Annotated in this window: 20 protein-coding genes and 1 tRNA gene; 5 read left to right on the top strand and 16 right to left on the bottom strand. The window is 69.1% G+C overall.

Features of this window, described 5'->3' with window-relative positions; translation table 11 throughout:
- The first annotated feature begins 253 nt into the window (after window positions 1-253).
- The gene (gene tgt, locus PQI23_RS13025) at window positions 254-1,600 is read left to right on the top strand and encodes a tRNA guanosine(34) transglycosylase Tgt (protein WP_339975223.1); all 1,347 of its coding nucleotides are present in this window, start codon (window positions 254-256) and stop codon (window positions 1,598-1,600) included.
- Between the two features lie 6 nt (window positions 1,601-1,606).
- Here the strand turns inward: tgt and PQI23_RS13020 are convergent, their stop codons facing one another.
- Genes PQI23_RS13020 through PQI23_RS13005 form a run of 4 tightly spaced genes read right to left on the bottom strand, consistent with a single transcriptional unit; the run spans window position 1,607 to window position 6,411 of the window.
- Complete coding sequence (locus tag PQI23_RS13020; RefSeq protein WP_339975221.1) at window positions 1,607-2,593, bottom strand: NAD(P)/FAD-dependent oxidoreductase; 987 nt, start codon at window positions 2,591-2,593, stop codon at window positions 1,607-1,609.
- A 20-nt stretch (window positions 2,594-2,613) separates the two neighbouring features.
- On the bottom strand, window positions 2,614-4,134 hold the full coding sequence (gene gltX / locus PQI23_RS13015) for a glutamate--tRNA ligase (protein WP_339975219.1): 1,521 nt from the start codon (window positions 4,132-4,134) through the stop codon (window positions 2,614-2,616).
- Between the two features lie 10 nt (window positions 4,135-4,144).
- Window positions 4,145-5,443 (bottom strand): MFS transporter, encoded by a 1,299-nt coding sequence (locus PQI23_RS13010; protein ID WP_339975217.1) that lies wholly within the window; start codon window positions 5,441-5,443, stop codon window positions 4,145-4,147.
- A gap of 8 nt (window positions 5,444-5,451) precedes the next feature.
- Window positions 5,452-6,411 (bottom strand): LysR family transcriptional regulator, encoded by a 960-nt coding sequence (locus tag PQI23_RS13005; protein ID WP_339975215.1) that lies wholly within the window; start codon window positions 6,409-6,411, stop codon window positions 5,452-5,454.
- A 93-nt stretch (window positions 6,412-6,504) separates the two neighbouring features.
- On the opposite strand from PQI23_RS13005, the gene PQI23_RS13000 reads away from it, so the two are divergent.
- On the top strand, window positions 6,505-7,569 hold the full coding sequence (locus PQI23_RS13000; RefSeq protein WP_339975213.1) for an aminotransferase class V-fold PLP-dependent enzyme: 1,065 nt from the start codon (window positions 6,505-6,507) through the stop codon (window positions 7,567-7,569).
- On the opposite strand, the gene rlmN is transcribed toward PQI23_RS13000, so the two are convergent.
- The 9 genes from rlmN to PQI23_RS12955 form a co-directional block, all read right to left on the bottom strand.
- A complete protein-coding gene (gene rlmN / locus PQI23_RS12995) occupies window positions 7,558-8,865 on the bottom strand; it encodes a 23S rRNA (adenine(2503)-C(2))-methyltransferase RlmN (RefSeq protein ID WP_445238436.1) in 1,308 nt (435 codons plus the stop codon). The two genes, PQI23_RS13000 and rlmN, sit on opposite strands and share 12 nt — an antisense overlap.
- 56 nt (window positions 8,866-8,921) lie before the next feature.
- A complete protein-coding gene (locus PQI23_RS12990) occupies window positions 8,922-10,022 on the bottom strand; it encodes a carboxylate-amine ligase (RefSeq protein WP_339975211.1) in 1,101 nt (366 codons plus the stop codon).
- Window positions 10,023-10,079: 57 nt separating this feature from the next.
- Window positions 10,080-10,874: a fumarylacetoacetate hydrolase family protein gene (locus PQI23_RS12985; protein ID WP_339975209.1), complete on the bottom strand. Its 795-nt coding sequence runs from the start codon at window positions 10,872-10,874 to the stop codon at window positions 10,080-10,082.
- Window positions 10,871-11,980 (bottom strand): branched-chain amino acid aminotransferase, encoded by a 1,110-nt coding sequence (locus PQI23_RS12980; RefSeq protein WP_339975207.1) that lies wholly within the window; start codon window positions 11,978-11,980, stop codon window positions 10,871-10,873. Before PQI23_RS12980 ends, PQI23_RS12985 begins: the two co-directional genes overlap by 4 nt.
- Before the next feature lie 32 nt (window positions 11,981-12,012).
- Window positions 12,013-13,077, bottom strand: a complete 1,065-nt coding sequence (locus PQI23_RS12975) for a 3-isopropylmalate dehydrogenase (RefSeq protein ID WP_339975205.1) — start codon at window positions 13,075-13,077, stop codon at window positions 12,013-12,015.
- 133 nt (window positions 13,078-13,210) lie between these two features.
- Window positions 13,211-13,283: transfer RNA gene (locus PQI23_RS12970), tRNA-Glu, on the bottom strand.
- Window positions 13,284-13,454: 171 nt separating this feature from the next.
- A complete protein-coding gene (locus PQI23_RS12965) occupies window positions 13,455-14,573 on the bottom strand; it encodes an AI-2E family transporter (protein WP_445238437.1) in 1,119 nt (372 codons plus the stop codon).
- Between the two features lie 110 nt (window positions 14,574-14,683).
- Window positions 14,684-16,114: a threonine synthase gene (gene thrC, locus PQI23_RS12960; RefSeq protein WP_339975201.1), complete on the bottom strand. Its 1,431-nt coding sequence runs from the start codon at window positions 16,112-16,114 to the stop codon at window positions 14,684-14,686.
- Window positions 16,115-16,162: 48 nt separating this feature from the next.
- Entirely contained in the window at window positions 16,163-17,656 is a 1,494-nt protein-coding gene (locus PQI23_RS12955) for a GuaB1 family IMP dehydrogenase-related protein (RefSeq protein ID WP_339975200.1), read from the bottom strand.
- A gap of 198 nt (window positions 17,657-17,854) precedes the next feature.
- On the opposite strand from PQI23_RS12955, the gene PQI23_RS12950 reads away from it, so the two are divergent.
- Both PQI23_RS12950 and mscL read left to right on the top strand, forming a co-directional pair.
- Entirely contained in the window at window positions 17,855-18,847 is a 993-nt protein-coding gene (locus PQI23_RS12950) for a DUF4190 domain-containing protein (protein ID WP_339975198.1), read from the top strand.
- Window positions 18,848-18,965: 118 nt separating this feature from the next.
- Entirely contained in the window at window positions 18,966-19,454 is a 489-nt protein-coding gene (mscL, locus tag PQI23_RS12945) for a large conductance mechanosensitive channel protein MscL (protein ID WP_339975196.1), read from the top strand.
- 24 nt (window positions 19,455-19,478) lie between these two features.
- Here mscL and PQI23_RS12940 read toward each other — a convergent pair whose 3' ends face one another.
- Window positions 19,479-20,885 carry a dipeptidase gene (locus PQI23_RS12940; protein WP_339975194.1) on the bottom strand — a complete coding sequence of 469 codons (1,407 nt, stop codon included), beginning with the start codon at window positions 20,883-20,885 and terminating at the stop codon, window positions 19,479-19,481.
- A gap of 50 nt (window positions 20,886-20,935) precedes the next feature.
- Window positions 20,936-22,060: a YihY/virulence factor BrkB family protein gene (locus PQI23_RS12935; protein WP_339975192.1), complete on the bottom strand. Its 1,125-nt coding sequence runs from the start codon at window positions 22,058-22,060 to the stop codon at window positions 20,936-20,938.
- 147 nt (window positions 22,061-22,207) lie between these two features.
- Between PQI23_RS12935 and PQI23_RS12930 the strand changes: the two genes are divergently transcribed.
- On the top strand, window positions 22,208-23,347 hold the full coding sequence (locus tag PQI23_RS12930; RefSeq protein ID WP_339975190.1) for a DNA alkylation repair protein: 1,140 nt from the start codon (window positions 22,208-22,210) through the stop codon (window positions 23,345-23,347).
- Here PQI23_RS12930 and PQI23_RS12925 read toward each other — a convergent pair.
- The gene (locus PQI23_RS12925; protein WP_339975188.1) at window positions 23,311-23,823 is read right to left on the bottom strand and encodes a mycothiol transferase; all 513 of its coding nucleotides are present in this window, start codon (window positions 23,821-23,823) and stop codon (window positions 23,311-23,313) included. The genes PQI23_RS12930 and PQI23_RS12925 overlap by 37 nt on opposite strands.
- Window positions 23,824-23,827 lie beyond the last annotated feature (4 nt).

Below are 23,827 nucleotides of genomic sequence, written 5' to 3'. Positions count from 1 at the left end.
AGCGCATGTAAATGAGCCGGACCGTTTCAGTCCGGCTGCGTCGCGCTGACAAGGGAATACATTACGGCTATCCCGGCCCCCGGGCAACACGCGCTCGTATCCCGGGCGTGTTGCCGCAGGAATCCGCCGATTCACCCCCACGACACCAGACCGACACCTCACGCCAGGCCTGCTCCGAGCGCGAGCAGAACCCGCAGAAACAGCCTCGGCGCCCGCTTCCCGGGCGCGCCGCCGCAGGTGCTTAGATAGACGGGTGAATGAACCCGTCGCGCCGTCCCATCCCCCCTCCCCCTCCGACTTCACGTTCGGAGTGGACCATCGCCTTTCAGCCGGGGGCACGGTCGGTTCTGACGGGTCGCCTCTCGGGCGGACGGGAACGATCACCACTCCGCACGGCGACATCCAGACCCCTGCATTCATCCCGGTCGGCACCAAGGCGACGGTGAAGTCCCTGCTCCCGGCGACCGTCAGCGAACTCGGCGGGCAGGCAGTGCTCGCGAACGCCTACCATCTGTTCCTGCAGCCGGGAAGCGACCTCGTCGACGAAGCGGGTGGCCTCGGCAGGTTCATGAACTGGGACGGCCCGACCTTCACCGATTCGGGCGGGTTCCAGGTGATGTCGTTGGGCGTCGGTTTCAAGAAGGTGATCTCCATGGCGGAGTCGGAGCACGCCGGCTCGGAGGTCATCGCGAAGAACAAGGAGCGCCTCGCGCACGTCGATGAGGACGGCGTGACGTTCAAGTCCTTCCTGAACGGCGACATCCACCGGTTCACGCCCGAGATCTCGATGCGCATTCAGCACGAGCTCGGAGCCGACATCATGTTCGCCTTCGATGAGTGCACGACGCTGCTCAACACTCGCGAGTATCAGGAGGATTCGGTCGAGCGCACCGAGCGCTGGGCAGTGCGCTGCCTCGATGAGCACGCCCGCCAGACCGCAACGCGAGCGCACCGCCCGTATCAGGCGCTGTTCGGGGTGGTGCAGGGAGCGCAGTACGAGGATCTGCGCCGGCGAGCGGCGAGCGGGCTCGCCCAACTGCGCGGTGCGGATGCCGCCGAGCAGGAGTTCGACGGGTTCGGGATCGGCGGCGCTCTCGAGAAGCGCGATCTCGGCACGATCGTCAGCTGGGTCACCGACGAGCTCCCGGAGCAGAAGCCGCGGCACCTGCTCGGCATCTCGGAACCCGATGATCTCTTCGCCGCAATCGCGGCCGGCGCGGACACGTTCGACTGCGTCGCCCCGTCGCGCCAGGCACGAGGCGGATCCATGTACTCCCCGACCGGACGCATCAACGCGAAGGCCGCCGCGCAGCGCCGTCGCTTCGAACCGCTCGATGCCGAGTGCGACTGCTTCACCTGCCAGAACTACACGGCGGCCTACCTCCACCACCTGTTCAAGGCGAAGGAGATGCTCGCCTCGACGCTCGCGACCATCCACAACGAGCGGTACATCGTGCGCCTGGTCGACCGCATCCGTGCGAGCATCGTCGACGGCACCTTCGCGGAGCTGCGCGAAGAGGTGCTCGGACGCCAGTACGGCGCGGATTTCGCGCGCGAGGCGGCGCAGCGCGCGACCGCCCCGACGGCCGATCGGGGGTAGCGCGGGCTACTCGTCGACGAGCCCGACGCCGAGCGCGCCGCGGATCATGTCGAGGTTCAGCTTCGCGGCGACGCGGGCGCCGTTGCCTGCGGCGATCACGAGCTGCTGCGGGCCGGGCGGCACGATGTCGCCCACGCCGTACACCCCTCGAATCGAGGTCTCGCCACGGTCATCCACTTCGAGGAGCCCCCACCCGTCGCGGGCGACGGGCAGGTCTCCGAGGAATTCGACGGGGGCGTGCCACCGGGGGCGCACGAACCCGCCGACCCGAGGAATGACCTCGCCGTCGACGAGGCGCACCCCGGTCATCTCGGCGCGCTCCCCCACGATGTCGTCGATCCGTCGCCGTTCGACGCGGATCCCGATGCGTTCGAGCTGCGCCTGCTGCTCCGGGCGCACCGTGTCCGCTCCGTTGGTGAATACGACGAGATCGGAGCTGAACCTGCTGATGAGCAGCGCGCGCGAGAAGACGTCGCTCGTCTCGCCGATCAGGGCGAGCGGTTTGTCGGTCTTCTCGAAGCCGTCGCATTCCACGCAGCTGTGCAGCGCCGTGCCATAGTAGGCCCGGATCATGGGGAGTGCGGGGAGCTCTTCCGTCAGGCCCGCCGCGATCAGCACGCGCCGCGCCGTGAACTCCACGTCGGCTGAGCCGCGGATCCCGGCCCCCCGCACCGCGAAGCCGATGCCGTCCGGGAAGCCGGCCTCGCGCGCGGCATCGGGGCTGAGCGGGATCACCTCGCGCGTGATCGACTGCGCGTAGATGGCGGAGGGGTACCGCTCGAACTCCTCACGCCCCAGGCGCCGCAGCTCGAGCGGAGGCACGCCGTCGCGCGTGAGGAACCCGTGCGACTGCAGTGTGGCGGAGTGCCGAGGGCGATTACTGTCGAGGATCGCGATGCGCCTGTTGGCACGGACGAGCTGGAGGCCGGCGGACAGCCCAGCGGGCCCACCGCCGATGATCGCGACGCCGATCGGTGCCTCGCTGCGGGTCATGTGCTTCCGCCCCCTTGGATTCAGTCGACGAGGTGCTGTTCCAGGCGCCGCAGGCGCGCGAGCGACTCATCGCGTCCGAGCAACTCGAACGACTCGAACAGCGGCGGTGATACGCGGCGGCCGGATGCGGCGACGCGCAACGGGCCGAACGCGAGGCGCGGCTTGATGCCGAGCCCATCGATGAGCGCCGCCTGCAAGGCCTCCTGGATGGGGGCGGTCTGCCACGCGTCCTCCGGCAGGGCTTCGAGTGCAGAGATTCCGGCGGCGAGCACCTGCGGCGCATCGTCCTTCAGCGACGAGAGCGCGTCCTCCTCGTACTGGAGCTGCTCCGCGGTCGTGAACAGGAAGCCGAGCATTCCGACGACTTCCGAGAGCACGGTGACGCGGCTCTGCACCAGCGGTACCGCCTTCGCGATCGTCGCGAGCTGCTCCTCGGTGGGCTCGATCTGCAGCGCGCCGCCCGCGATGAGGTAGGGCAGGATCCGCCTCCCGAAGTCCTCCTCCGACAGCAGGCGGATCTGATCGGCGTTGATCGCGTCGGCCTTCTTCTGGTCGAAGCGAGCGGGGTTCGGATTCACATCGGTCACGTCGAATGCCGCGATCATCTCGTCGCTGGAGAACACATCGCGATCCGGAGCGAGCGACCACCCGAGCAGCGACAGGTAGTTCAGCAGGCCCTCGGGAATGAAACCGCGCGATCGGTGGTGCAGCAGGTTCGACTCGGGGTCCCGCTTCGACAGCTTCTTGTTGCCCTCGCCGAGCACGTACGGAAGGTGCCCGAACTGCGGAATCGCCTGAGCGATGCCGAGCTCCACGAGCGCGTGATAGAGCGCGATCTGCCGCGGAGTCGATGACAGGAGATCTTCTCCGCGCAGCACGTGCGTGATCCCCATGAGCGCATCGTCCACCGGATTCACGAGAGTGTACAGCGGTGCGCCGTTCGGCCGGACGACGACGAAGTCGATCGTCGAGCCGGCGGGAAACGTGATGTCGCCGCGTACGAGGTCGGTGAACGACAGGTCGGTGTCGGGCACGCGGAATCGCAGCGCCGGCTCTCGGCCCTCGGCGCGGAACGCGGCGCGCTGCTCATCGGTGAGATAGCGATCGAAGTTGTCGTACCCGAGCTGCTTCGGACGACCCGCTGCGACGTTGCGGGCGTCGATCTCCTCCGCGGTCGAGAAGCTCTCGTAGAGGTATCCGCCCTCGACGAGCTGCGCGATCACGCGCTGGTAGATCTCGCCGCGCTCCGACTGGCGATAGGGGCCGTGCGGGCCGCCGACGTCGATGCCCTCGTCCCAGTCGAGCCCGAGCCAGCGGAGCGAATCGATGATCTGCCCGTAGCTCTCCTCGCTATCGCGCGCCGCATCCGTGTCCTCGATGCGGAAGACGAACGTGCCGCCCGTGTGCCGGGCGTAGGCCCAGTTGAACAGCGCGGTGCGCACCATCCCGACGTGCGGTGTGCCGGTCGGCGACGGGCAGAAGCGAACGCGTACGTCTGCGCCGGTCGCGGTGGAAAACTGGGGGCTCTCGGTGTGTGACATCATCGTCATTCTAGCGGCGCGCGAGCACGCGGAGTCGAACGCTCGCAGCGATCCCGAGGATCACGAGCGCCCCCGCCACGCTGGAGAGCACGGGGAATCCTCCGGTCGCGAAGAGCACTCCGGAGACTGCGCCGAAGACGGCTCCCGCGGCGTTCATCGCGGTGTCGGCCTGGCCCTGCCGCGCCGGACGTTCGGCCTCGGGCGTCAACGCGGTGACCAGTGCCGCACCGGCGACGGTCACCATGCACCAGCCGAGCCCGAGCAACACCAGCGAGGCCTGCACGACGACCACGGAGGCACCTCCGAGCGCGGTACCGGCCGCAGCAGCGGCGAGCACGACGAACCCCGAGATGACGACGGGGATCGCGCCGAAGCGGCCCGCCGCGATGCCGGCGAGCGGCGACAGTGCGTACATTCCGGCGATGTGGATGCTGATCGTGATGCCCACGAGTTCGATGCTGCCGCCGTGATGCGTGAGGTGCAGCGGCGTCATCGCCATGATCCCCACCATCACCGCGTGGCCGAGCGCGACCAGCGCGATCGCGAGGAACTGCGGCGCGCGAGCCGATCGGCGAGCGGAGAACGCGGGACTGCGCTCCGGGATGCGCTGCTCGGCACCCTCTCGCGCCGCTGCGGGCAGTGCGGCAGCGGCGGCCGCGATGCTGCGCGCTTCGAGCAGCGGGTCGGGGCGCAGACCGAACCAGACCACCAGCCCCGCGCAGAGCTGGGCGGCGATCGTGAAGACGAAGATCCCTGAGAGCGCGTGCAGACCCAGCGCCGCGCCGAGTGCCTCGCCCGGGCCGATCAGGTTCGGCCCGATCACCGCTCCGACGGTGATCGACCAGACTACGAGCGAGAGGTCGCGTGCGCGACGACCGGGCGCCGCCAGATCCGTCGCAGCGAATCGCGCCTGCAGTTGCACGGCGGCGGCGACGCCCAGCACGGCGAGCCCGGGGAAGAGCAGGATCGGAGCCTCGATGAGCGCCGCCGCGATCACCAGCACCGCTCCGCCCACCGCCAGCAGGTTGCCCGAAGCGAGCGCCACTCGCCTGCCCCGCTTCGCGGCGAGACGCGCGAGCGGAATACCGGCGACGGCTGCGCCGACCGCGTTCATGGTCGAGCCGAATCCCGACAGCGCCGCGTTGCCCGTCACGTCCGCGATGAGCAGCGCCCCGGCCGACAGTGACGCGCCGACTCCCAGCCCTCCCAGCACCGTGGAGAGCGCCAGCACGGCGACGGTGCGCCGCTGCGCGTCGGGTGCAGACGTGCGCATCGAGCGTTCAGTGGACGAGACCTTCGAATGCGTCATCGCGTCTCCTACGCCGTCTGGGCCACGGCTTCGAGATGCCAGGCCGTGCCGTCGACCGAAGCGAGCAGCCGCTTCGCGAGCCGCACCTGCGGGCTCTCGTTCGCCGTGGCCATCGAGACCAGCCCGATGGTGCGGTAGCGGGGCGGGTCGAGCGGAAGCGCACGCGCATCGTCGGGCAAGCTCCGCGCGGCCGCGAGAGCGAGCCCGGGAACGAGCGCGACCGCGCCGCCGGCCGCTGCCATCGCGAGCATCGCCGGGACGTTGTCCGTCTCCTGAATGATGTCGGGTTCGAAGCCCGCGTCGCCGGCTGCGGCCAGCAGATGCCCCCGGCACTTCTCGCACCCGGCGATCCAGTGCTCCGTCGAGAAGTCCCCGAGTCGCGCGGACTGCTCCCCCGCCGCGCGCTCGTCGGATGCCACGAGGTGCACCTCCTCGCGCCAGAGCGGCAGGAACGCGCTCCCCGCGGGGAGCTCGGCGGCGCCCACGTAGTCGAAGATGAGCGCGCAGTCGACCTCTCCGTCGCGCAGCATCGCCGTGGCGGCGGGCGGTTCGGCCTCACGGTACTGGAGTGCGACGTCCGGTGCCTCCACCGCCAGCCGCCGCATGAGCATCGGCACGAGAGTCGCGCTCGCGCTCGGGAAGCCGACCAGTCGCAGTGTTCCGGCGCGTTCGCCGCGCAGGTCGTCGATCGCCGCGAGCGCTGCATCGATCTCGCTGACCACGGTGCGCCCGTGATCCGCCAGGATCTGCCCTGCCGTCGTGAGCCGGATCCCTCGTCCGCTGCGTTCGATGAGCGGCACGGCGAGACGGGTCTCGACTCGCTTGATGCGCTGGCTCACTGCCGGCTGGCTCAAGCCCAGCGTCGCGGCCGCCGCCGTCAGCGAGCCGGTGGTGGCGAGCGCATGCAGGATGCGGAGTTCGGTCGAATCGATCGAGCCGAGTGGATCAGCGGTGCGCGTCGTGCTCATGCGGCCAGTGTACACCGGCTCATAAGCTATCGGGAGGCAAAGCATAAGAATGATTCTGTTTCATTATACTTCTGCGTCTTCTACCCTGGCTCCATGCACGAGCAGATGACCCTCCCCGAGATCCAGCGTCAGTACCCGTCGGCACCCGGGTACCTCTCGGCGTGCACCGCTGGACTGCCTGCGGCCGCGACCGTCGAGGCGCTCCGGTCGTTCGCCGACCAGTGGGCGATGGGAGCCTTGGATCCGCGCCGCATCAGCGCGCAGGTCGAGCGCTGCCGTGCCCTGTTCGGCGACCTCGTCGGGGTCGCACCCGATCGCGTCGCCGTGGGCAGCCAGGCGTCGCAATTCGCCTCGGTCGTCGCGACCGCGGTGCCCGACGGCGGGGAGGTGCTGTGCGTCGCGGGCGACTTCGCCTCGCTCACCCACCCGTTCGAGCAGCTCGGACGCCGCGGCGTCCGCGTGCGATACGCGGAGCTCGACGAGCTCGCCTCGGCCATCGACTCCCGGACGTCGCTCGTCGCGTGGTCGCACGTGCAGTCGGCATCGGGCGCGGTGTCGGACGCCCGTGCGATCGGCGCCGCGGCGCGAGCCGTCGGAGCGATCACGTGCGTGGACCTGACGCAGGCCGTCGGGTGGCTCCCCGTCGATGCCGGTGACTTCGACATCACGATCTGCCACGCGTACAAGTGGCTGAGCGCGCCGCGCGGTTCCGCCTTCATGACCGTGCGCGCAGGAGTCCAGGAGCGGCTGACTCCGCTCGCCGCCGGGTGGTACTCCGCCGACGACCCTTGGGACTCCTGCTACGCGGGGCGCACTCCGCTCGCAGCGGGCGCGGGGCGATTCGACCTCTCTCCGGCGTGGCCGGTGATCCCCGGAACGGTGGCCGCACTCGAGATCGTCTCCCGCATCGATCCGCGGCTCGCCCACGCGCACGCGCTCGAGCTGGCGAACGCCGCGCGCTCGGAGCTCGGGCTCGAGCCGGGCGACTCGGCCATCGTCACGTGGCCGGATCGAGACGGCGCCGATCTCGCGGCGATGTCGCGCGCCGGCATCGTCGCGTCGGGTCGAGCGGGGAACGCGAGGGTCGCGTTCCACCTGTGGAACACGCGCGACGACGTGACGCGGCTCCGGGACGCCCTCGGGCGCTCAGCCGGCTGAGGCGAACGCCTCCGCCTCCGCCACGTCCTGCTCGGTGGCGACGAGCTGGCCGCACGCGCCGTCGATCTCCTTGCCGCGCGTATCGCGCAGGGTCGTCGGGATGCCCGCGGCGTTGATGCGATCCACGAACTCGCGCGTCACCTCTCGCGTCGACGACGTCCAGATCGAACCGGGCGTCGGATTCAGAGGAATCGGATTGACGTGCACCCAGCCGCGCCCGCGGGCGTTGAGCTTGTCGGCGAGCAGGTCCGCGCGCCACGCGTGGTCGTTCATATCCTTGATAAGCGCGTACTCGATCGAGACGCGACGCCCCGTGGTCTCATAGTAGTGGTACGCCGCGTCGAGCACCTCGTCGACCTTCCACCGGCTGTTCACGGGGATCAGCTCGTCCCGCAGCTGATCGTCGGGGGCGTGCAGCGACAGCGCGAAGGTGATCGGGATGTTCTCGTCGGCGAGTTTGCGGATCGCGGGTGCGAGCCCGACGGTGGAGACCGTGATGCCGCGAGCCGACATGCCGAGGCCCTCCGGCGACGGCTCGATCATGCGGTGCACCGCGTTCATCACGCGCTTGTAGTTCGCGAGCGGCTCCCCCATCCCCATGAAGACGATGTTGTTCACGCGCTCCGGCTCCGCACCGTTGCCCACCTTGCGAGCGCCGCCGAGTCCGCCCTCTGCGATGACACGATTGGCCTGAACGATCTGGTCGAGGATCTCGGCAGTCGACATGTTCCGCGTCAGCCCCGCCTGCCCCGTCGCGCAGAACGGGCAGTTCATCCCGCATCCGCACTGGCTCGATACGCACAGCGTGATCCGGCCGGGGTATCGCATGAGCACCGACTCGACCAGGGCGCCGTCGAACAGCCGCCACAGGAACTTGATCGTGTCCCCGTCGTCCGTGACGAGGCGCTTCACTTCCGTGAGCAGTGGAGGGAAGAACGCGGCCGCGAGCTCCTCGCGGCGATCCTTCGGGAGATCCGTCATCTGCTCGGGATCCGTTGTACGGTGCTCGAAGTAGTGCTTGGAGAGCTGCTTCGCGCGGAACTTCGGCAGCCCCAGCTCGACGACCTTGGCCTCGCGCTCGGCGAGCGTCAGGTCTGCGAGGTGTGTCGATGGCTGCTTCACCCGGGGAGACGCGAATTGCAGGGTGGGGCGCCCATCGGGATCGGCGATCTGCTTCCAGCCCTCAGCCTTCGGGCGCACCTGCGGGCGAGCCGCGGCGTCGGCCGAGCGGGGCCGGGTCTTGCGCAGCGGCGTGCTCTGAGGAGCGCGGTCATGGTTGAGCTTGTTGGGATCCACCCCTCCATTGTCGCAGGTCGCCGGGCGGGCTCCCTCCGAGCGTCATACGCAGCGCGCTACCGCCCCTCGTGCCCGGCACGGTAGAGCTCGAGGAGCCCCGTGATGCCACCCGTGCGCCAGCGCTCCCGCTGCACCTCGGCGGCTCCGCCGTCGGAGCGGCGACGCTCCACCAGGGCGCGGACGTCGTCGAGGTCGCCCGCGTGCTCGAGTTCGTCTGCCACGTGCTCCACGAGTCGCTCGATCGTCTCGAACGCGGGGCGAGGGTCGCCCGAGGCCGGGTCGACCAGCACGGAACCGAGACCGTTGCGCGCCGCCACCCAGTGAGCGCCGCGGACGACGTCGCGCTGCCACACCGGCGCCGGGGTGCCGGCCTCGGCATCTCGCAGAGCCCGGGCGACGAGCCCGCGGAAGAGCGTGCCGTACGCCACCGCGTCGCGCGGGTCGAGTTGCGCATCCGCGAGGCGCGCCTCGATCGTCGGGTACTTCTCGGAGAGACGGATCGACCAGTTCACGAGCCCGCCGTCGAGCAGCGCACCCGATCGCACCAGGTCTGCGATGACGCCGTCGTATTCCGCGACGCTCTCGAACCGGGGCGGGTACCCCGCCGTCGCCCACTGCTGCATGGACATGTACCGCCAGTCGGCGTACCCGGTGTCCTCCCCCATCCAGAGCGGCGAGTTCGCCGTCAGCGCGACGAGCGCGGGCGACCACGGCGCGATTCTGGCCATCGCATCGACGCCCGCCTCGCGGGACGGGATCTCGATGTGCACGTGGGTCCCGGTCGAGTAGTACCGCGTCACCATGCCGCGCATCGTCTGCTGGATCTCCGTGTACCGCGGATTCGCGACGCGGGTTCCCGCGATGTCGCCCCCGAGCGGCGGCAAGCCGGTGCCCGCGACCACGACACCGAGGCCGTCCGCCGCCCGCGCAGCGGCCGAGCGGAACCCGCTGAGCGCTTCCAACGCCTCGGTCGCTCCCTCGCAGACGGGCGTCGCCGTCTCCAACTGGCTGTGGAAGAATTCGTGCTCCGCGAGCTGACCCGGAATCGCGGCGATGATGTCATCGACGCGGTCGCAGGGCAACCCGGTCACTGCGTCGAGCAGGAGATACTCCTCCTCGATGCCGAATCGCGGTGGCGCGGGGAGGGATCGGGCCATATCAGCACCTGCTCCTTCGTCGGGGAACTCCAGTGTGTCACAGCCCGCGGCGAGAACTCACACGACCCGGTTGCGCAGAATGCCGATGCCCTCGATCTCCACTTCGACGGTGTCGCCCGCTTCGAGCCGCCCCACGCCCGCGGGGGTGCCCGTGAGGATGACGTCTCCGGGGAGCAGCGTGAACGCCTCCGAAGCGTACGAGACGATGCGAGCGAGGGAGTGGATGAGCTGAGCGGTGCTGCCCTCCTGCCGCACCTCTCCGTTCACCCGCGTGACGACGCGGGCGTCGCGCAGATCGGGATCCGTCTCGATCACCGGTCCGAGCGGGCAGAAGGTGTCGAAGCCCTTGCCGCGAGCCCACTGCCCGTCCTTGATCTGGACGTCGCGCGCGGTGACGTCATTGGCGCACGTGAACCCGAACACATACTTCAGCGCCTCGTCCTCGGGTACGTTCTTCGCCAGCGCACCGATGACCACGGCGAGCTCTCCCTCGTGCTCGACCCGATCGGAGACCGCCGGCCGCACGATCGCGTCTCCGGGGCCGATGATCGAGGTGTTCGGCTTCAGGAACAGCAGCGGCTCCCCGGGAGCACCGCCGTCGATTCCGGTCACGTTCTGCATCTCGGCGACGTGGTCGGCGTAGTTCTTGCCGACGCAGACGATCTTCGATCGCGGGATCACCGGAGCGAGCAGCTGTACGTCCGTGAACGCGAAGCGGCGGCCGGTCGTCGCGTACCCGGCGATCATCGGATCGCCGGTGAGTTCCACGAGTTCGACATCCGCGCCCGTCTCCGACTGATCGAGCACGCCGAAGGCGATCTCGCCGTCGATCTGGAAGCGTGCGACCTTCATCGAGCCACCTCCGCGGAAGCCGGCACGACCACGTGCAACCAGCCGTGGCGATCCTCGCCCGCACCGAACTGGATGCCGGTGAGCTCATCGCGCAGCGACATGGTCAGCGGCCCCGGGGCACGGTCTCCGAAATCGATGTCGAGCGCAACGCCTGCGAGCCGCTGGATCGGCGTGATCACTGCGGCCGTACCGCAGGCGAAGGCCTCGGTGATCGTCCCCTGCTCGACGCCCTCCCGCCACTCCGAGACGGTCACCTCGCGCTCCTCGACGGCATGGCCGCGATCCCGCGCCAACTGGATCAGACTGCGCCGCGTGATGCCGTCGAGAATGTTGCCGTTCAGCCGGGGCGTGACGAGCGTTCCGTCTGAACGCACCAGGAAGAGGTTCATGCCGCCGAGCTCGTCGATCGTGTCCTGCGTCGCTGAATCCGTGAAGAGCACCTGCTGGCATCCGTTCTCGGCGGCCACCTGCTGCGGCAGCAGCGAAGCCGCGTAGTTGCCGCCGCACTTCGCCGCACCCGTGCCGCCGCGGCCGGCGCGAGAGTGCTCGTCGGAGAGCCAGATCGATACGGGCTTCACCCCACCGGTGAAGTAGGGGCCGGCCGGGCTCGCGATGATGAGGAACCGCGCCCGCTCCGCGGCGCGCACCCCCAGGAAGCTCTCGTCCGCGATCAGGAACGGACGGAGGTAGAGGCTCTGATCCTCCCCGCGCGGCACCCAGTCCGCGTCGGCGGTGACGAGCTCGTCGATGGCCGCGACGAACAGCTCCTCGGGAATCTCGGGCAGCGCGAGGCGGCGCGCCGAGTCGTTGAGGCGGCGCGCGTTCGCATCGGGGCGGAACGTGACGATCGATCCATCGGGCCGGCGGTACGCCTTCAGCCCTTCGAAGATCTCCTGCCCGTAGTGCAGCACGGAGGACGCGGGGTCCATCGGGATCGGCCCGTACGGCAGCACCTCGGCGTCATGCCACCCGGCGTCCTTCGTCCAGACGATCGAGATCATGTGGTCCGTGAAGTGATTGCCGAAGCCTGGATCGTGAAGGATCGCGTCGCGCTCGGCGTCGGAGAGGCGCTCGGCCTCCGTGTGGGTGAACTGCAAGTCGGTCATCAACATTCTCTCTCGCGTGGTGGAGTGCGCGGTCAGGCTCCGCGCGGCGTCAGCCGGGCGATCACGGCGTCGCCGATCTCCCGGGTGGCGCGCGCCGCGGCGCCCCGGGAGGCGAGGTCGGCTCGCACGGCGGCGCGAATCCGGTCGCCGTCGGAGACGAGCCCCAGGTGATCGAGCATGAGACCCGCGGAGAGGATCGCCGCGGTCGGGTCTGCCAGCTGCTTCCCGGCGATGTCGGGAGCTGAGCCGTGGACGGGCTCGAACATACTCGGGTACGTGCCGTCGGGATTGATGTTGCCGGAGGCCGCGAGCCCGATGCCGCCGCCGATAGCGCCGGCCAGGTCCGTGAGGATATCTCCGAACAGATTATCAGTCACCAGGACGTCGAAGCGCGACGGATCCTGGACCATGAAGATGGTCGCGGCGTCGACGTGCATGTAGTCCACTTCGACCTCGGGGTACTCCGCGGCGACCGCCTGCACGATGCGCTGCCACGTCGCCCCGGCATGCACGAGCACATTCGTCTTGTGCACCCAGGTGAGCTTCTTGCGCGGCCGCGCGAGTGCCGTCTCGAATGCGTACCGCACGATGCGCTCCACGCCGAACGCCGTGTTCACCGAGACCTCTGTGGCGACCTCCGCGTGCGTTCCGGGGCGCAGTCGCCCCCCGTTGCCCGCGTACGGGCCCTCCGTGCCCTCGCGCACCACCACGAAATCGACGTCGCCGGGCTCGGCGAGTGTCGAGGCGACGCCCGGGAAGAGCGTGCACGGTCGCACGTTGGCGTAGTGCTCGAAGTCGAAGCGGAGCTTGAGCAGGAGACCGCGCTCGATGTTCGCATGCGCCAGCCGCGGGTCCCCCGGCACGCCGCCGACGGCTCCGAAGAGGATCGCATCGTGCTCGGCGATCGCCGCCTGCTCCGCCTCGGGAAGCGTCTCCCCCGTCGCGAGGAAGCGTTCTGCGCCGAGGGAGAACTCGGTGCGTTCGAGCGCTGCGTCTCCGCCATCGAGCACCGCATCGAGCACCCGATTCGCCTGCTCGATGACCTCGGGTCCGATCCCGTCGCCCGGGATGACGGCGAGCTTGATGGTACGGGTCACGGGACGCTCCTTCGTGTGCTGGACAACCCTTCCAGCATACTGCCGCGGTCGGACGTCGCTCGGCGCAGCGGCGCACGGGTGTTCCCGTGGAAACGCAAGAAGCCCCACCCGAAGGTGAGGCTTCTGCATTCGGTGACCCCAGCGGGATTCGAACCCGCGTTACCGCCGTGAGAGGGCGGCGTACTAGGCCGCTATACGATGGGGCCGAACGCTGCTACCTGCTTCCCGGGGCTTCCCGGCCGCGCTGGCAACTCATATATATAAACACATCTCCGCACCGCGAGCCAAATCGGCCCGCGTCGCCCGGGTGTGTCCCGCGTGATTCCGCACGTCTCTGCGACGCAACGGCCTCGGCGAGTACCACCCGGGCGCGCGCGTCAGAAGTCGGCGGTGCGGTGCGGGCGGGCCCACTTCGCGGGGGTATCCGCGCCGTCCCAGACCTTGATGATGCCCCACGCGACCGCGGCGAGCGGCACCGCGAGCACCGCTCCGAGGATGCCGCTCAGCACGGTTCCGATGGTCAGTGCGAGCAGAATCACGAGGGAGTGCAGCTTCAGCGCGCGCCCCATCAGCACCGGCTGCAAGAAGTTGCCCTCGAGCTGGTTGACGAGGATCACCACTCCGACGACGATCAGCGCGTTGACGAGTCCGTTCGAGACGAGCGCCACGAGGGCCGCGAGGATTCCCGCCACCGTCGCTCCGACGATCGGGATGAAGGCGAGCACGAACACCAGCACCGCGAGCGGCAGGGCGAGCGGCACCTGCAGGATGACGAGTCCGATGCCGATGCCGACCGCGTCCACCGCGGCGACGCCCGCCGTTCCGCGCACGTACGAGCCGAGCGTCGCGACGGTCTTCGCTCCGGCGCGCTCCGCACGACGCAGCGCCTCGCCCTGGAACGGACGCAGCAGGAAGCGCCAGAGCGTCGGACCGTCCTTCAGGAAGAAGAACAGCACGACGACCATGAGCACGAACCCCGTGATGAAGCTCGTCAGCGCACCGACGCCGGCGAGGGCGCCCGAGCCGAACTGCGCGCTCGTGATGAAGTCGAGGGCCTGATCGCCCCATTCGTGCAGCTGCGAGTCGTCGGGCATGAAGGGCAGAGTGCGCGACCACTCGACCACCTGAGCGAATCCGTCCTGCGCCTGCGACGACAGGTCGTCCCATTGATCGCGCACGGCCCAGACGATCAGCCAGCCGATCCCCGACAGCAGGACGACGATGCCGAGCAGCACGATCACCGCCGAGAGCGCCGCGGGCACGTTCCGTCTGCGGAGCCAGCTCGTGACTGGCCAGAACGTGCTCGCGAATATCAGCGCGAGCAGGATCGGGATCACCACCGTCGTCAGAGAGCGCATGCCCCAGATGATCCCGGCCGTCAGGATCAGCACGATGATGACCTGCAGCGATCGCGTCGCCAGCAGGCCGAAGCCGTCGCTCCAGGCGGAGCGCACCGTTCTCGGCCCCGTCGTTCGCCGATCGATGCCGAGCTCCATGCGCGTGAGGCGCTCATCGATCTCGCGCTTGGCGCCCCATCCGAACATTCGCACTCCCCTTCGTTCGTTCAGATTCGATGTTCGATCAGATTCGGTCGAGCCGCGCTCGGCTACCGGTGCACCGCGTGGGCCGCGATGAACGAGCGCAACTCGCCGGCGTCGTCCGCCATCTCCGTGACGCGCTGCGCGCGCTCGAGCAGCCCGGCGAGCTGTTCGGGAATGCCGAGTCGCTCGCCGGTCGCCTCGAAGACGATGTCGGGGAACTTCTCGGGCTTCGCCGTCTCCAGCACGAGCATGGGCACGCCGGGCTCGACGTACTCGCGGGCGACCTTCACGCCGTCCGCGGTGTGCGGGTCGATCAGGACGCCGCTGCGGGCGTGCACCGAGCGGATCGTCTCCACGCGATCCGCGTGCGTGCTCGAACCGCTGCGCAGACCGTACTCCGCCTCGAATCGCGCCAGTTCGGTCGAGAGATCGATGCTTCCCGTCTCGTCGAGCTCGCGCCATGCGGCGGCGAGCCGGCTGGGATCCTGCCCGACGAGATCGTAGACGAACCGTTCGAGGTTCGAGGCCTTGGAGATGTCCATCGAGGGGCTCGAGGTCGCGTGGGTCTCCGCGGCGCTGCGCGGCGTGTAGACACCGGTGCGGAAGAAGTGGTCGAGCACGTTGTTCTCGTTGGCGGCCAGCACCAGCTTGCGCAACGGCAGGCCCATCGTCTTCGCGAGATGGCCGGAGAGGATGTTGCCGAAGTTGCCCGAGGGCACCGTCACCGACACCTCGTACCCGGCGCGGGCGTCAGCGGCGACACCGTCACTCGCGCGCAGCCACGCCCAGAAGTAGTAGACGATCTGAGCGGTGATACGGCCCAGGTTGATGGAGTTCACGGTGCCGAGGTGGTGTGCGCGCTTGAACTCGAGATCGCTCGAGAGCGACTTCACGAGATTCTGGCAGTCGTCGAAGACGCCCGCGACTGCGATGTTGTGAATGTTCTCGTCCTCGAGCGAGTACATCTGAGCGCGCTGGAAGGCGCTCATGCGCCCCTGGGGGGAGAGCATGAAGACCGCGATGCCCTCCTTGCCTCGCAGCGCGTACTCGGCCGCCGAGCCGGTGTCTCCGGATGTCGCGCCGAGAATGTTGAGCGCTCGGTCGCTTCGGGCGAGCACGTACTCCAGTGCCTGACCGAGGAACTGCATCGCCATGTCCTTGAACGCGAGCGTCGGGCCCTCCGAGAGACCGACGAGCGTGATCTCCTCGTCGATCGCCGTGAGCGGAACGATCTCGCGCGCGACGAAGAGCTCCGAGCTGTACGCGTCGCGGCACATGCGGTCGAGATCCTCGCGCGGGATATCGGTCGCGAATCGGCTGAGCACCTCCGCGGCCAGCTCCGGGTAGCTCAGCGAGCGCCACGATTCGATCTCGTCGGCGGTCACCCTCGGCAGCGTCTCGGGAACCACGAGTCCGCCATCGGTCGCGAGCCCTTCGAGCAGGATCGCGCTGTAGGGTGCCGGCTCCATGCCGCCGCGGGTCGAGATGTACTTCACCGATGCTCCTTACGGTCGTAGATGCACCAGTCTATGGGGACTGGGTCGTCACCAGGAGACCGGCAGCGCCTTGCCCTCCTCGTACCCGGCGGCCGATTGCAGCCCGACGCGTGCACGTTCCTGGAACTCGGGCACGCTGCTCGCCCCCGCATAGGTGAACGAGGACCGCACCCCCGAGGTGATCATGTCGACGAGGTCTTCGACTCCCGGTCGCTGCGGGTCGAGATAGATCTTCGACGATGAGATGCCCTCGGCGAAGAGCTCCTTCCGAGCGAGTTCGAACGCATCGAGCCCGCCGAACCTGCCGTGCACCGCCTTCGTGGAGGCCATGCCCCAGGATTCCTTGTACTGCCGACCATCGGCGTCCGCCAGCAGGTCCCCGGGCGATTCCGCGGTACCAGCGAACCAGGATCCGATCATCACCGAAGCGGCGCCCGCCGCGAGCGCGAGCGCGACGTCGCGCGGATACCGCACGCCTCCGTCGGCCCACACGTGGGCGCCCTGCTCGCGCGCCGCCTGCGCCGCCTCGAGCACTGCGGAGAACTGCGGGCGCCCCACGGCCGTCATCATGCGCGTCGTGCACATGGCGCCGGGCCCGACGCCCACCTTCAGAATGGAAGCGCCTGCCGAAACGAGATCGCGGGCCCCTTCTGCGGTGACGATATTGCCCGCGACGATGGGGAGCCCGAGGTCGAGGCGCGATACCGCGTCGAGCGCCCGCAGCATGCCGCCCTGGTGCCCATGGGCCGTATCGACGACGAGCACATCGGCGCCGGCCTCGGCGAGCGCGCGCGCCTTCGACGCCACGTCGCCGTTGATGCCCACCGCCGCCGCTACGGCGAGGCGCCCCTGCGGATCGAGAGCGGGCCCGTAAATCGACGCGCGCAGAGCCGAGCGACGCGAGAGCGTGCCGAGCAGCATGCCCTCCCGCACCACGCACACCGCTTCGGAGGAGCCGCCCGGATTCGCGCCGAGCGCGGCGTCGACCGCGTCGAAGGCGGACCGGGCATCGCCGAGGTCCGCCTCATCGAGCACCACGGTCTGCGCGTGGAGCAGGTCCCCGAGTCGCGCATCCGCGGGCACCGACGCCAGGCGCAGCGCGCCGAGCGTACCGCGCACCGAAGCGATCGGCACCGCGCCGCCGGTCGACTCGACCGCGTCGACCTCGGCGACGACGACCAGCTGGCCCTCCGCTCGCGGAATCCATCGGAGCGCATCCGCGGCGCTCGCATCGGGCGGAAGCACGATGGGCGCGTCGACGGCGACCGGTTCATGCTTCACACGGCGGATCGCCTCGGCCGTCGATTCGAGCGACAGATCCTGGGGCAGCACCGCCAGTCCCCCGCGCCGGGCGAGCACGGCCGCCAGACGCGGGCCGGTCACGGAATTCATGTTCGCCGCGACGAGCGGGATCGTCGCCGGTGTCCCGTCCTCGGGTGCGAGGGCGACGTCGAGCCTGCTCTGCACATCCGAGCGCCGGGGCACCAGGAAGACGTCTGAATACGTGAGATCGACTGTCGGGGTCGCGCCGAGGAACTCCATGCGTTCCACGCTAAGCCATCCGCCCGGCACACGCCCGCCGGGGCGTGACATCCGACGAAATCGGACACCGTCCGCAGTTCGCACATAGGATGGGAAGGCGCGACGGGGACCCGTGTCGCACCCACGGGCTCGCGCTCGTCGTTCGGCGACGCGGAACCGCCCGGGGAAGCCGAACCAGCTGAAGGAGCCGCACCGCTCATGTCCGACCCGAACCTCCCGAACGGCGAGCAGCCGAAGCAGCAGCACACGCCGCTGCAGCCGCCGTCAGTGTCCGAGCCGGAGCTCACCTCTCAGCTCCCCTCGGATTTCCAGCCCGGCGCTGCGGTTCCGCCTCCGGCGACCACGCCCCTGCAACCGGCTGCCTCGGTGCCGCCCGGCGCGCCCGTGCCTCCCGACGCCTCGGTGCCGCCCAGCGCGCCCGTGTCTCCCGGCGCGCCCGTGCCGCCTGGTGCTCCCGCGGCTCCCGGGCACGGGGCCCTTCCTCCGCAGGGTCCGCAGGGTCCGCAGCAGGGGTACGGGCCCGGCGGGTACCCGCCGGCGCAGCCGAAGGGCCTCGCCATTGCTGCGCTCGTCGTCGGCATCGCGAGCCTCGTCTTCTTCTGGTTCTGGATCCTGGGTCTGCTGGGCGGCATCGCCGCGGTCATCCTCGGCATCCTCGCGCTCCGGAAGCGCCAGTCGAAGGGCATGTCGCTCACGGGTCTGATCACAGGCGGGGTTGCTGTCCTCGCCTCGATCGGCGTGCTCGTGTTCTCGCTGTTCATTCTGGGTTCGGTGATCAATGCCGGGAACGGCGCGATCAACGAACTCGAGCAGATGACCGAGGAGCTCGAGACCGCCACGCCGACTCCGACGCCGAGCGAGAGCCCCTCCGAACTCTCCTCCGAGGGGGCTGCATCCGGCGCGGCCGAGGAATCCTCCGATGCCGCCGCCGACGGCTCGACCGGCACGGGCGAGCGGTCCGCGGAGTTCTGCGATGCGCTGACCTCCTTCTCGAACAGCGGGATGTCGACCGAGCTGACGGACGAGGTGCTCAACTCCCTGAAATCGCTCGCCGATATCGAGAGCCCCAACCAGTCGGTGTACCAGCGCTTCTACGAGTACGCGCAGGATCCGCTGAGCGTCGATGACAGCAGCACGCTGATCAGCGACTACTTCGACGCAGTGAGTGACGACGCGATGGCCTGCATCTGATCCACGGCCTATCCACGGCTGATCACGGGGCTCTGCGCGACAATCTTCGCGCAGAGCCCCGTGTCATGTGCACGACCCGCTAACGTGGAATCGCAGTCGCGAATGAGGAGGGGAACACATGCTGAGTGGATTCAAAGCGTTCATCCTGCGGGGGAACGTCATCGAGCTGGCCGTCGCCGTCGTCATCGGTGCCGCCTTCAACGCCGTCGTGCAGCGCATCGTCGATTCGCTCATCAACCCGATCGTCGGGCAGGCGTTCGACGCCGATTCGCTGGATGGCGCGCTGATCGTCGCGCTGCCGCGGGGCGGTGAGATCGCCTTCGGCGCGGTCATCGGAGCGATCATCAACTTCATCATCGTGGCAGCGGTGGTCTACTTCGTCTTCGTGCTGCCGATGAACAAGCTCCGGCCGAAGGTCGTCGAGGCGCCCACGGGCCCGAGCGACGTCGACCTGCTCGGCGAGATCCGGGATCTCCTCCGCGCGCAGGCCGAGCAGGCGCCGGGGACGTCGCCGACCGCTCCGGAGGGCCCCGCGACACCCCCGTCGGCTCACGCTGCAGCCGGCGACGGCGGCGATGCCGCGCCGCCGCCCGCGCACAAGCACTGAGCGCCGCGGCGGCCGCCGCGCACGCTACATCGTGCGGCGGTCGAGTCGCGCCAGGAACAGCGCCTCGCCCAAGAGCGACTTGCGGAATGATTCCAGGTGCAGCGATTCGTTCGGGCTGTGCGCCCGCCCGTCCGGGTCTTCGACTCCGGTGACGAGTATCTGGGCATCCGGGAACTCGTCCACGAGCTCCGCGATGAACGGAATCGATCCGCCCACCCCGATGTCGACCGGGTCGCGCTCCCAGGCGTCCGCCATCGCTCCCCGCACCTCGGAGACCGCCCACCCGCTGGTGTCGACCTGGAACGCCTGACCGAGGCCGGGCTCCTCGAACGTGAGGTGCGCGCCGAACGGCGCGCGATCCTGCAAATGACTGATCAGTGCCGCATAGGCCTCCTGCGGATCGTGACCCGGCGCGATACGAGCACTCAGGCGCACCCGCACGGCGGGGATCAGCGTATTCGATGCGTTCGCGACATCCGGTGCATCGATGCCGGTGATCGAGATCGAAGGCTGCGCCCACAGGCGCGAGAGGATTTCACCCCGACCCACGGCGCTGACGCCGTCGAGCAGCCCCGTCTCACTCCGGAGTCGTGCCTCGTCGTACGCGGGCACCTCGAGATCCGTTGATCCGAGGCCTTCGACGGCGACCGAGCCGTCCGCATCCCAGAGCGTGTCGAGCAGCCGCACCGCCGCGAGCATCGCGTCGGGCACCGCTCCGCCGAACATCCCCGAGTGCGATGCCCGGTCGAGCGTCTGGATGCGAACGTTGAACGCGACCGCCCCGCGCAGTGCGACGGTGAGCGCAGGCGTCTCCTCATCCCAATTGCTCGAGTCCGCGACGATGATCGCATCAGCGGCCAGCAATTCGCGGTTCTCGCGCAGGAAGTTGCCGAACGACTGCGATGCCCACTCCTCCTCGCCCTCGATGAAGAGCGCGATGCCGAGGTCGAGTTCACGGCCCTCCGCCTCCGCCGCCGCCACCAGCGCGCGAATCGCCCCGATGTGGGCCATCACCCCCGCTTTGTCATCGGCGGCGCCGCGGCCGTACAGGCGACCGTTGCGCAGCGTCGGTTCGAAGGCCGGCGATTCCCAATCCTCATCGTTTCCGGGCGGCTGCACATCGTGATGAGCGTAGAGCAGCACTGTCGGCCGGCCATTCCGCGCTTCGCGACGGGCGACGACAGCGGGGTGCCCCAGTTCGCTGCCGCCCTCGACAGGGGCTCGACGCACCTCGACGACGTCGAACACCCCGATCTCGCGGAGCAGACCGGCGATCGCCTCGGCACTCTCGGCCACATGCGCCGGATCGAAGGCGGGCCACGAGACCGACGGGATGCGGACGAGCCGCTGCAGGTCCTCGAGAGTGCGCTCGTGCCCGGCCCGGGCCGCCTCTCGAAGAACCGCCTCGAATGTCTGCCGCTGATCGGTCACGTGCGCCCGCCTTTCCCCTACTGCACTCGGCCCCACAGCTTACTCCTCGGTCACGGGGTGCGCGCGTCGCGCTCGACGTCGTCCGCGCCATCGGCGATCTTCGCGCGCTCCTCCTGCTCCGCCTCTTGCGCGGATCGCAGTTCCCGCGTCGCTGTGTGCACGAGCTCCTCGGCGCGGAGCCTGCGGTGCTGCACGAGCGTCTCCGCCCCGAACTTCTCGCGGAGCCTGTCGCGGGCCTCAGCGGTCGCAGTGATGATCAAGCTGCTCGCGATGAGGATCACCTGCGATGAGAGATTGATCCAGAGCAGCAGAGCGATCAGCGTCGCGAACGAGGCGAGCAGCGGGTTCGATGTCGCACCGCGCACGAAGAGCCCGGAGAGCTCCTGCAGCACGACCAGACCGACGCCCCCCACGACAGCGCCGCTCCACAGCGCGCGCGCCGGCGCGCGCACGCCGGAGAGCACCCGGAACACCAGCGCGATGGCGACCGTATCGATGACGAAGACGACCATGATTCCGAAGACGCGGGTGGCCCACTCCGTGGCGGGCCCCTCGCCGATGCCGAGCCAGCCGAGCAGCGAGGAGATGCCGACGGACCCCACCACGCTCGCCACCGCCGCTGCCGCGAGCAGTCCGCCGAAGACGACCGCTACGAGCAGGTTGCGCAGAATCACCCAGAGGATGAATACGTCGTCGTGCACCTCGTCGGCGAGGGTGCGCAGCGCGATCCGGAGACTGCCGATCGCGCTGATCGCCGCTCCCACCAGTCCAAGCAGCGAGATCGCGCCCACGATGGTGAACCCCGTCGGAGCTTCGAACGAGCTCGGATCTACGATGTCGCCGATGCCCGGAATGACCTGATCGAGCGTCTGCGCCAGGGTCCGCATCGCCTCGGGATTGGATCCGAGCCACAGGGCCGCGACTGAGAACCCGAGCAGGATGCCCGCGAAGACGCTGAACAGAGCACGGTACGTGAGACTGTCGGCGAGCATGGGGCCGCGGTGCTCGCTGTACCGCAGGTAGGCGCGGACCAGGCGAAGCCGCAGCGCCCACGCGATCGCGCGGGCGACGACGCCGCGCTCCGAGGCGGGAAGGACGGGGGCGCCGGGACTCGCCGCTTCGTCCGACTTCGCCGGTCCATCGGTCTCCGGCGATTTCCGGGTCTGCGCGCTCATACTGCTCCTTCCAACGCCCCACTCGAGACATCGTTTCGAAGCTAACCGGCTCGCCATGCCCCGGGCAAGCGGGTTACCTCGCTCGCGCGCCGTACCGTACACTCAGGCGGAGCACGACTTCTGAAGCACGACGAGCGGAGCATCTCGATGTCGATGACCGATGAGCTCCTCGGGCAGGATCGCGTGGACGCGCTCGCGAGGATCCTACTCTCGGCCGATCCGACTGCGAGCACCCGGGCGCTGCAGGCCGCAGCGACGTCGCTCGCCGACCTCGGTCTCAGCGACCGTGCACGGCATCTGGCGCGGGCTGTGCTGGAGGATCACGGCACCGATCCGCTGAGGATCAACGCGCTCGCCCGCACTGCGCTCGGTGATCCGGAGTTCTCCGGATGGATGCTCTGGCCGGTCGGGCTCGCCATCGTGCGGAGCGCGCTCGATGCGGGCACCGCCGACGCGTTCGACGATGCACTCGCGATGCTGCGCGAGATGACGCCGCGCATGACGTCCGAGTTCGCCATCCGGCCGCTGCTCCGTCACGACAGTTCCCGGGCTCTTGCGCAGATGCAGCACTGGGCCGAGGATCCCGACTGGCACGTGCGTCGTCTCGCCTCCGAGGGCAGTCGACCGCTCCTGCCCTGGGCGGAGCGCATTCCGGCTCTGGTCGCCGACCCCTCGCAGACTCGCGCGATCCTCGATGCGCTCTTCGATGATCCCGAGGAGTCGGTGCGCCGCTCAGTCGCGAATCATGTCAACGATCACAGTCGTCATCACCCGGGGTACGTCGTCGAGACCGTCGCGGCCTGGCGCGAGACCGGAGGAGATCACATCGAACGGACCGCCCGCCACGCGCTCCGCACCCTGCTCAAGCGCGGCGACCCCGGTGCGCTGGCACTGCTCGGCTTCGATCGGGCCGAGCTCGAGGTGTCGCCGCTCGCGCTTTCCGACGAGCGAGTGGCGCTGGGACGCGGTGTGACGTTCTCCGGCGCAGTGACGAATCTCGGCGACGAACCGGTGCGCCTCATGATCGACTACGTGCTCACGTTTCCCGATGCCCGAGGTCGTGAGCGCGTGAAGGTCTTCAAGCTCGCCAGTCGCGAGCTCGCTCCGGGCGAGACGACGGAGATCTCGGGTGCTCAGTCCTTCCGCCAGATCACGACGCGGCGGTACTACCCGGGCACGGCATCCGTCTCACTGCAGATCAACGGCATCGTGCACACGCCGGCGACCTTCGCCCTCGTCGATCCAGACCTTCATTCGAAGGCAGCAGCTCCGAGCCCCGCGATATAAGCGGCCTGGCCCACGTGCTCCAGCGCGTCTGCGGAGACGCTGATGAGTCGCGATCCGCGGGTCACGGGTGGATCCCACGATTCATCGATCACTTCGTCGAGCGCCGCGTCATCGAGGGTACGCAGGTATGCGATCTGCGTGTGGACCGTCGCGCGCAGATGCTCGAGCAGCAGATCGGCATCGTCGCAGACGATCGCCCGAGCCTCCGCGGCGCTGTCGCCGTAGCCGATGCTCGTGTCGGAGCGATCGAAGTCGAATCTCTGCTCGAACTCTAGCGCCGTCCACACGGGCTCGTTCCCCGAGAGGTCCGCGACCTGCACGTCGATCTCTCGAGCGGTGTGCCAGAGCAGCCACGCGATCGAGTTGTCGTGGTGCGGGTGCGCGTCGAGCAATTCGGGAACGAGCTTCGGCCGCAGCGCCTCGGCGGCGTCGAGCGGCCGTCGCGCAAGCTCGGCGAGTGCTTCTGTCGCGCGCATGGGA

Origin of the sequence: Leucobacter sp. USCH14 (assembly GCF_037619215.1) — a bacterium.
In the GTDB taxonomy this organism is placed as follows: Bacteria; Actinomycetota; Actinomycetes; order Actinomycetales; family Microbacteriaceae; genus Leucobacter.
The sequence above is the reverse complement of the archived record's forward strand: the minus strand, read 5'-3'. Positions and strand labels throughout refer to the sequence as shown.

What these genes read in the sequence shown, in the direction of transcription:
- PQI23_RS13020 (WP_339975221.1), bottom strand. Translation starts at nt 2,593, where the DNA reads ATGACCCGCAGCGAGGCACCGATCGGCGTCGCGATCATCGGCGGTGGG.
- PQI23_RS13010 (WP_339975217.1), bottom strand. Translation starts at nt 5,443, where the DNA reads ATGACGCATTCGAAGGTCTCGTCCACTGAACGCTCGATGCGCACGTCT.
- PQI23_RS13005 (WP_339975215.1), bottom strand. Translation starts at nt 6,411, where the DNA reads ATGAGCACGACGCGCACCGCTGATCCACTCGGCTCGATCGATTCGACC.
- PQI23_RS12950 (WP_339975198.1), top strand. Translation starts at nt 17,855, where the DNA reads ATGTCCGACCCGAACCTCCCGAACGGCGAGCAGCCGAAGCAGCAGCAC.
- PQI23_RS12955 (WP_339975200.1), bottom strand. Translation starts at nt 17,656, where the DNA reads ATGGAGTTCCTCGGCGCGACCCCGACAGTCGATCTCACGTATTCAGAC.
- PQI23_RS12965 (WP_445238437.1), bottom strand. Translation starts at nt 14,573, where the DNA reads ATGGAGCTCGGCATCGATCGGCGAACGACGGGGCCGAGAACGGTGCGC.
- PQI23_RS13000 (WP_339975213.1), top strand. Translation starts at nt 6,505, where the DNA reads ATGCACGAGCAGATGACCCTCCCCGAGATCCAGCGTCAGTACCCGTCG.
- PQI23_RS12935 (WP_339975192.1), bottom strand. Translation starts at nt 22,060, where the DNA reads ATGAGCGCGCAGACCCGGAAATCGCCGGAGACCGATGGACCGGCGAAG.
- PQI23_RS12990 (WP_339975211.1), bottom strand. Translation starts at nt 10,022, where the DNA reads ATGGCCCGATCCCTCCCCGCGCCACCGCGATTCGGCATCGAGGAGGAG.
- PQI23_RS12930 (WP_339975190.1), top strand. Translation starts at nt 22,208, where the DNA reads ATGTCGATGACCGATGAGCTCCTCGGGCAGGATCGCGTGGACGCGCTC.
- PQI23_RS12925 (WP_339975188.1), bottom strand. Translation starts at nt 23,823, where the DNA reads ATGCGCGCGACAGAAGCACTCGCCGAGCTTGCGCGACGGCCGCTCGAC.
- PQI23_RS12980 (WP_339975207.1), bottom strand. Translation starts at nt 11,980, where the DNA reads ATGACCGACTTGCAGTTCACCCACACGGAGGCCGAGCGCCTCTCCGAC.
- mscL (WP_339975196.1), top strand. Translation starts at nt 18,966, where the DNA reads ATGCTGAGTGGATTCAAAGCGTTCATCCTGCGGGGGAACGTCATCGAG.
- PQI23_RS12985 (WP_339975209.1), bottom strand. Translation starts at nt 10,874, where the DNA reads ATGAAGGTCGCACGCTTCCAGATCGACGGCGAGATCGCCTTCGGCGTG.
- gltX (WP_339975219.1), bottom strand. Translation starts at nt 4,134, where the DNA reads ATGTCACACACCGAGAGCCCCCAGTTTTCCACCGCGACCGGCGCAGAC.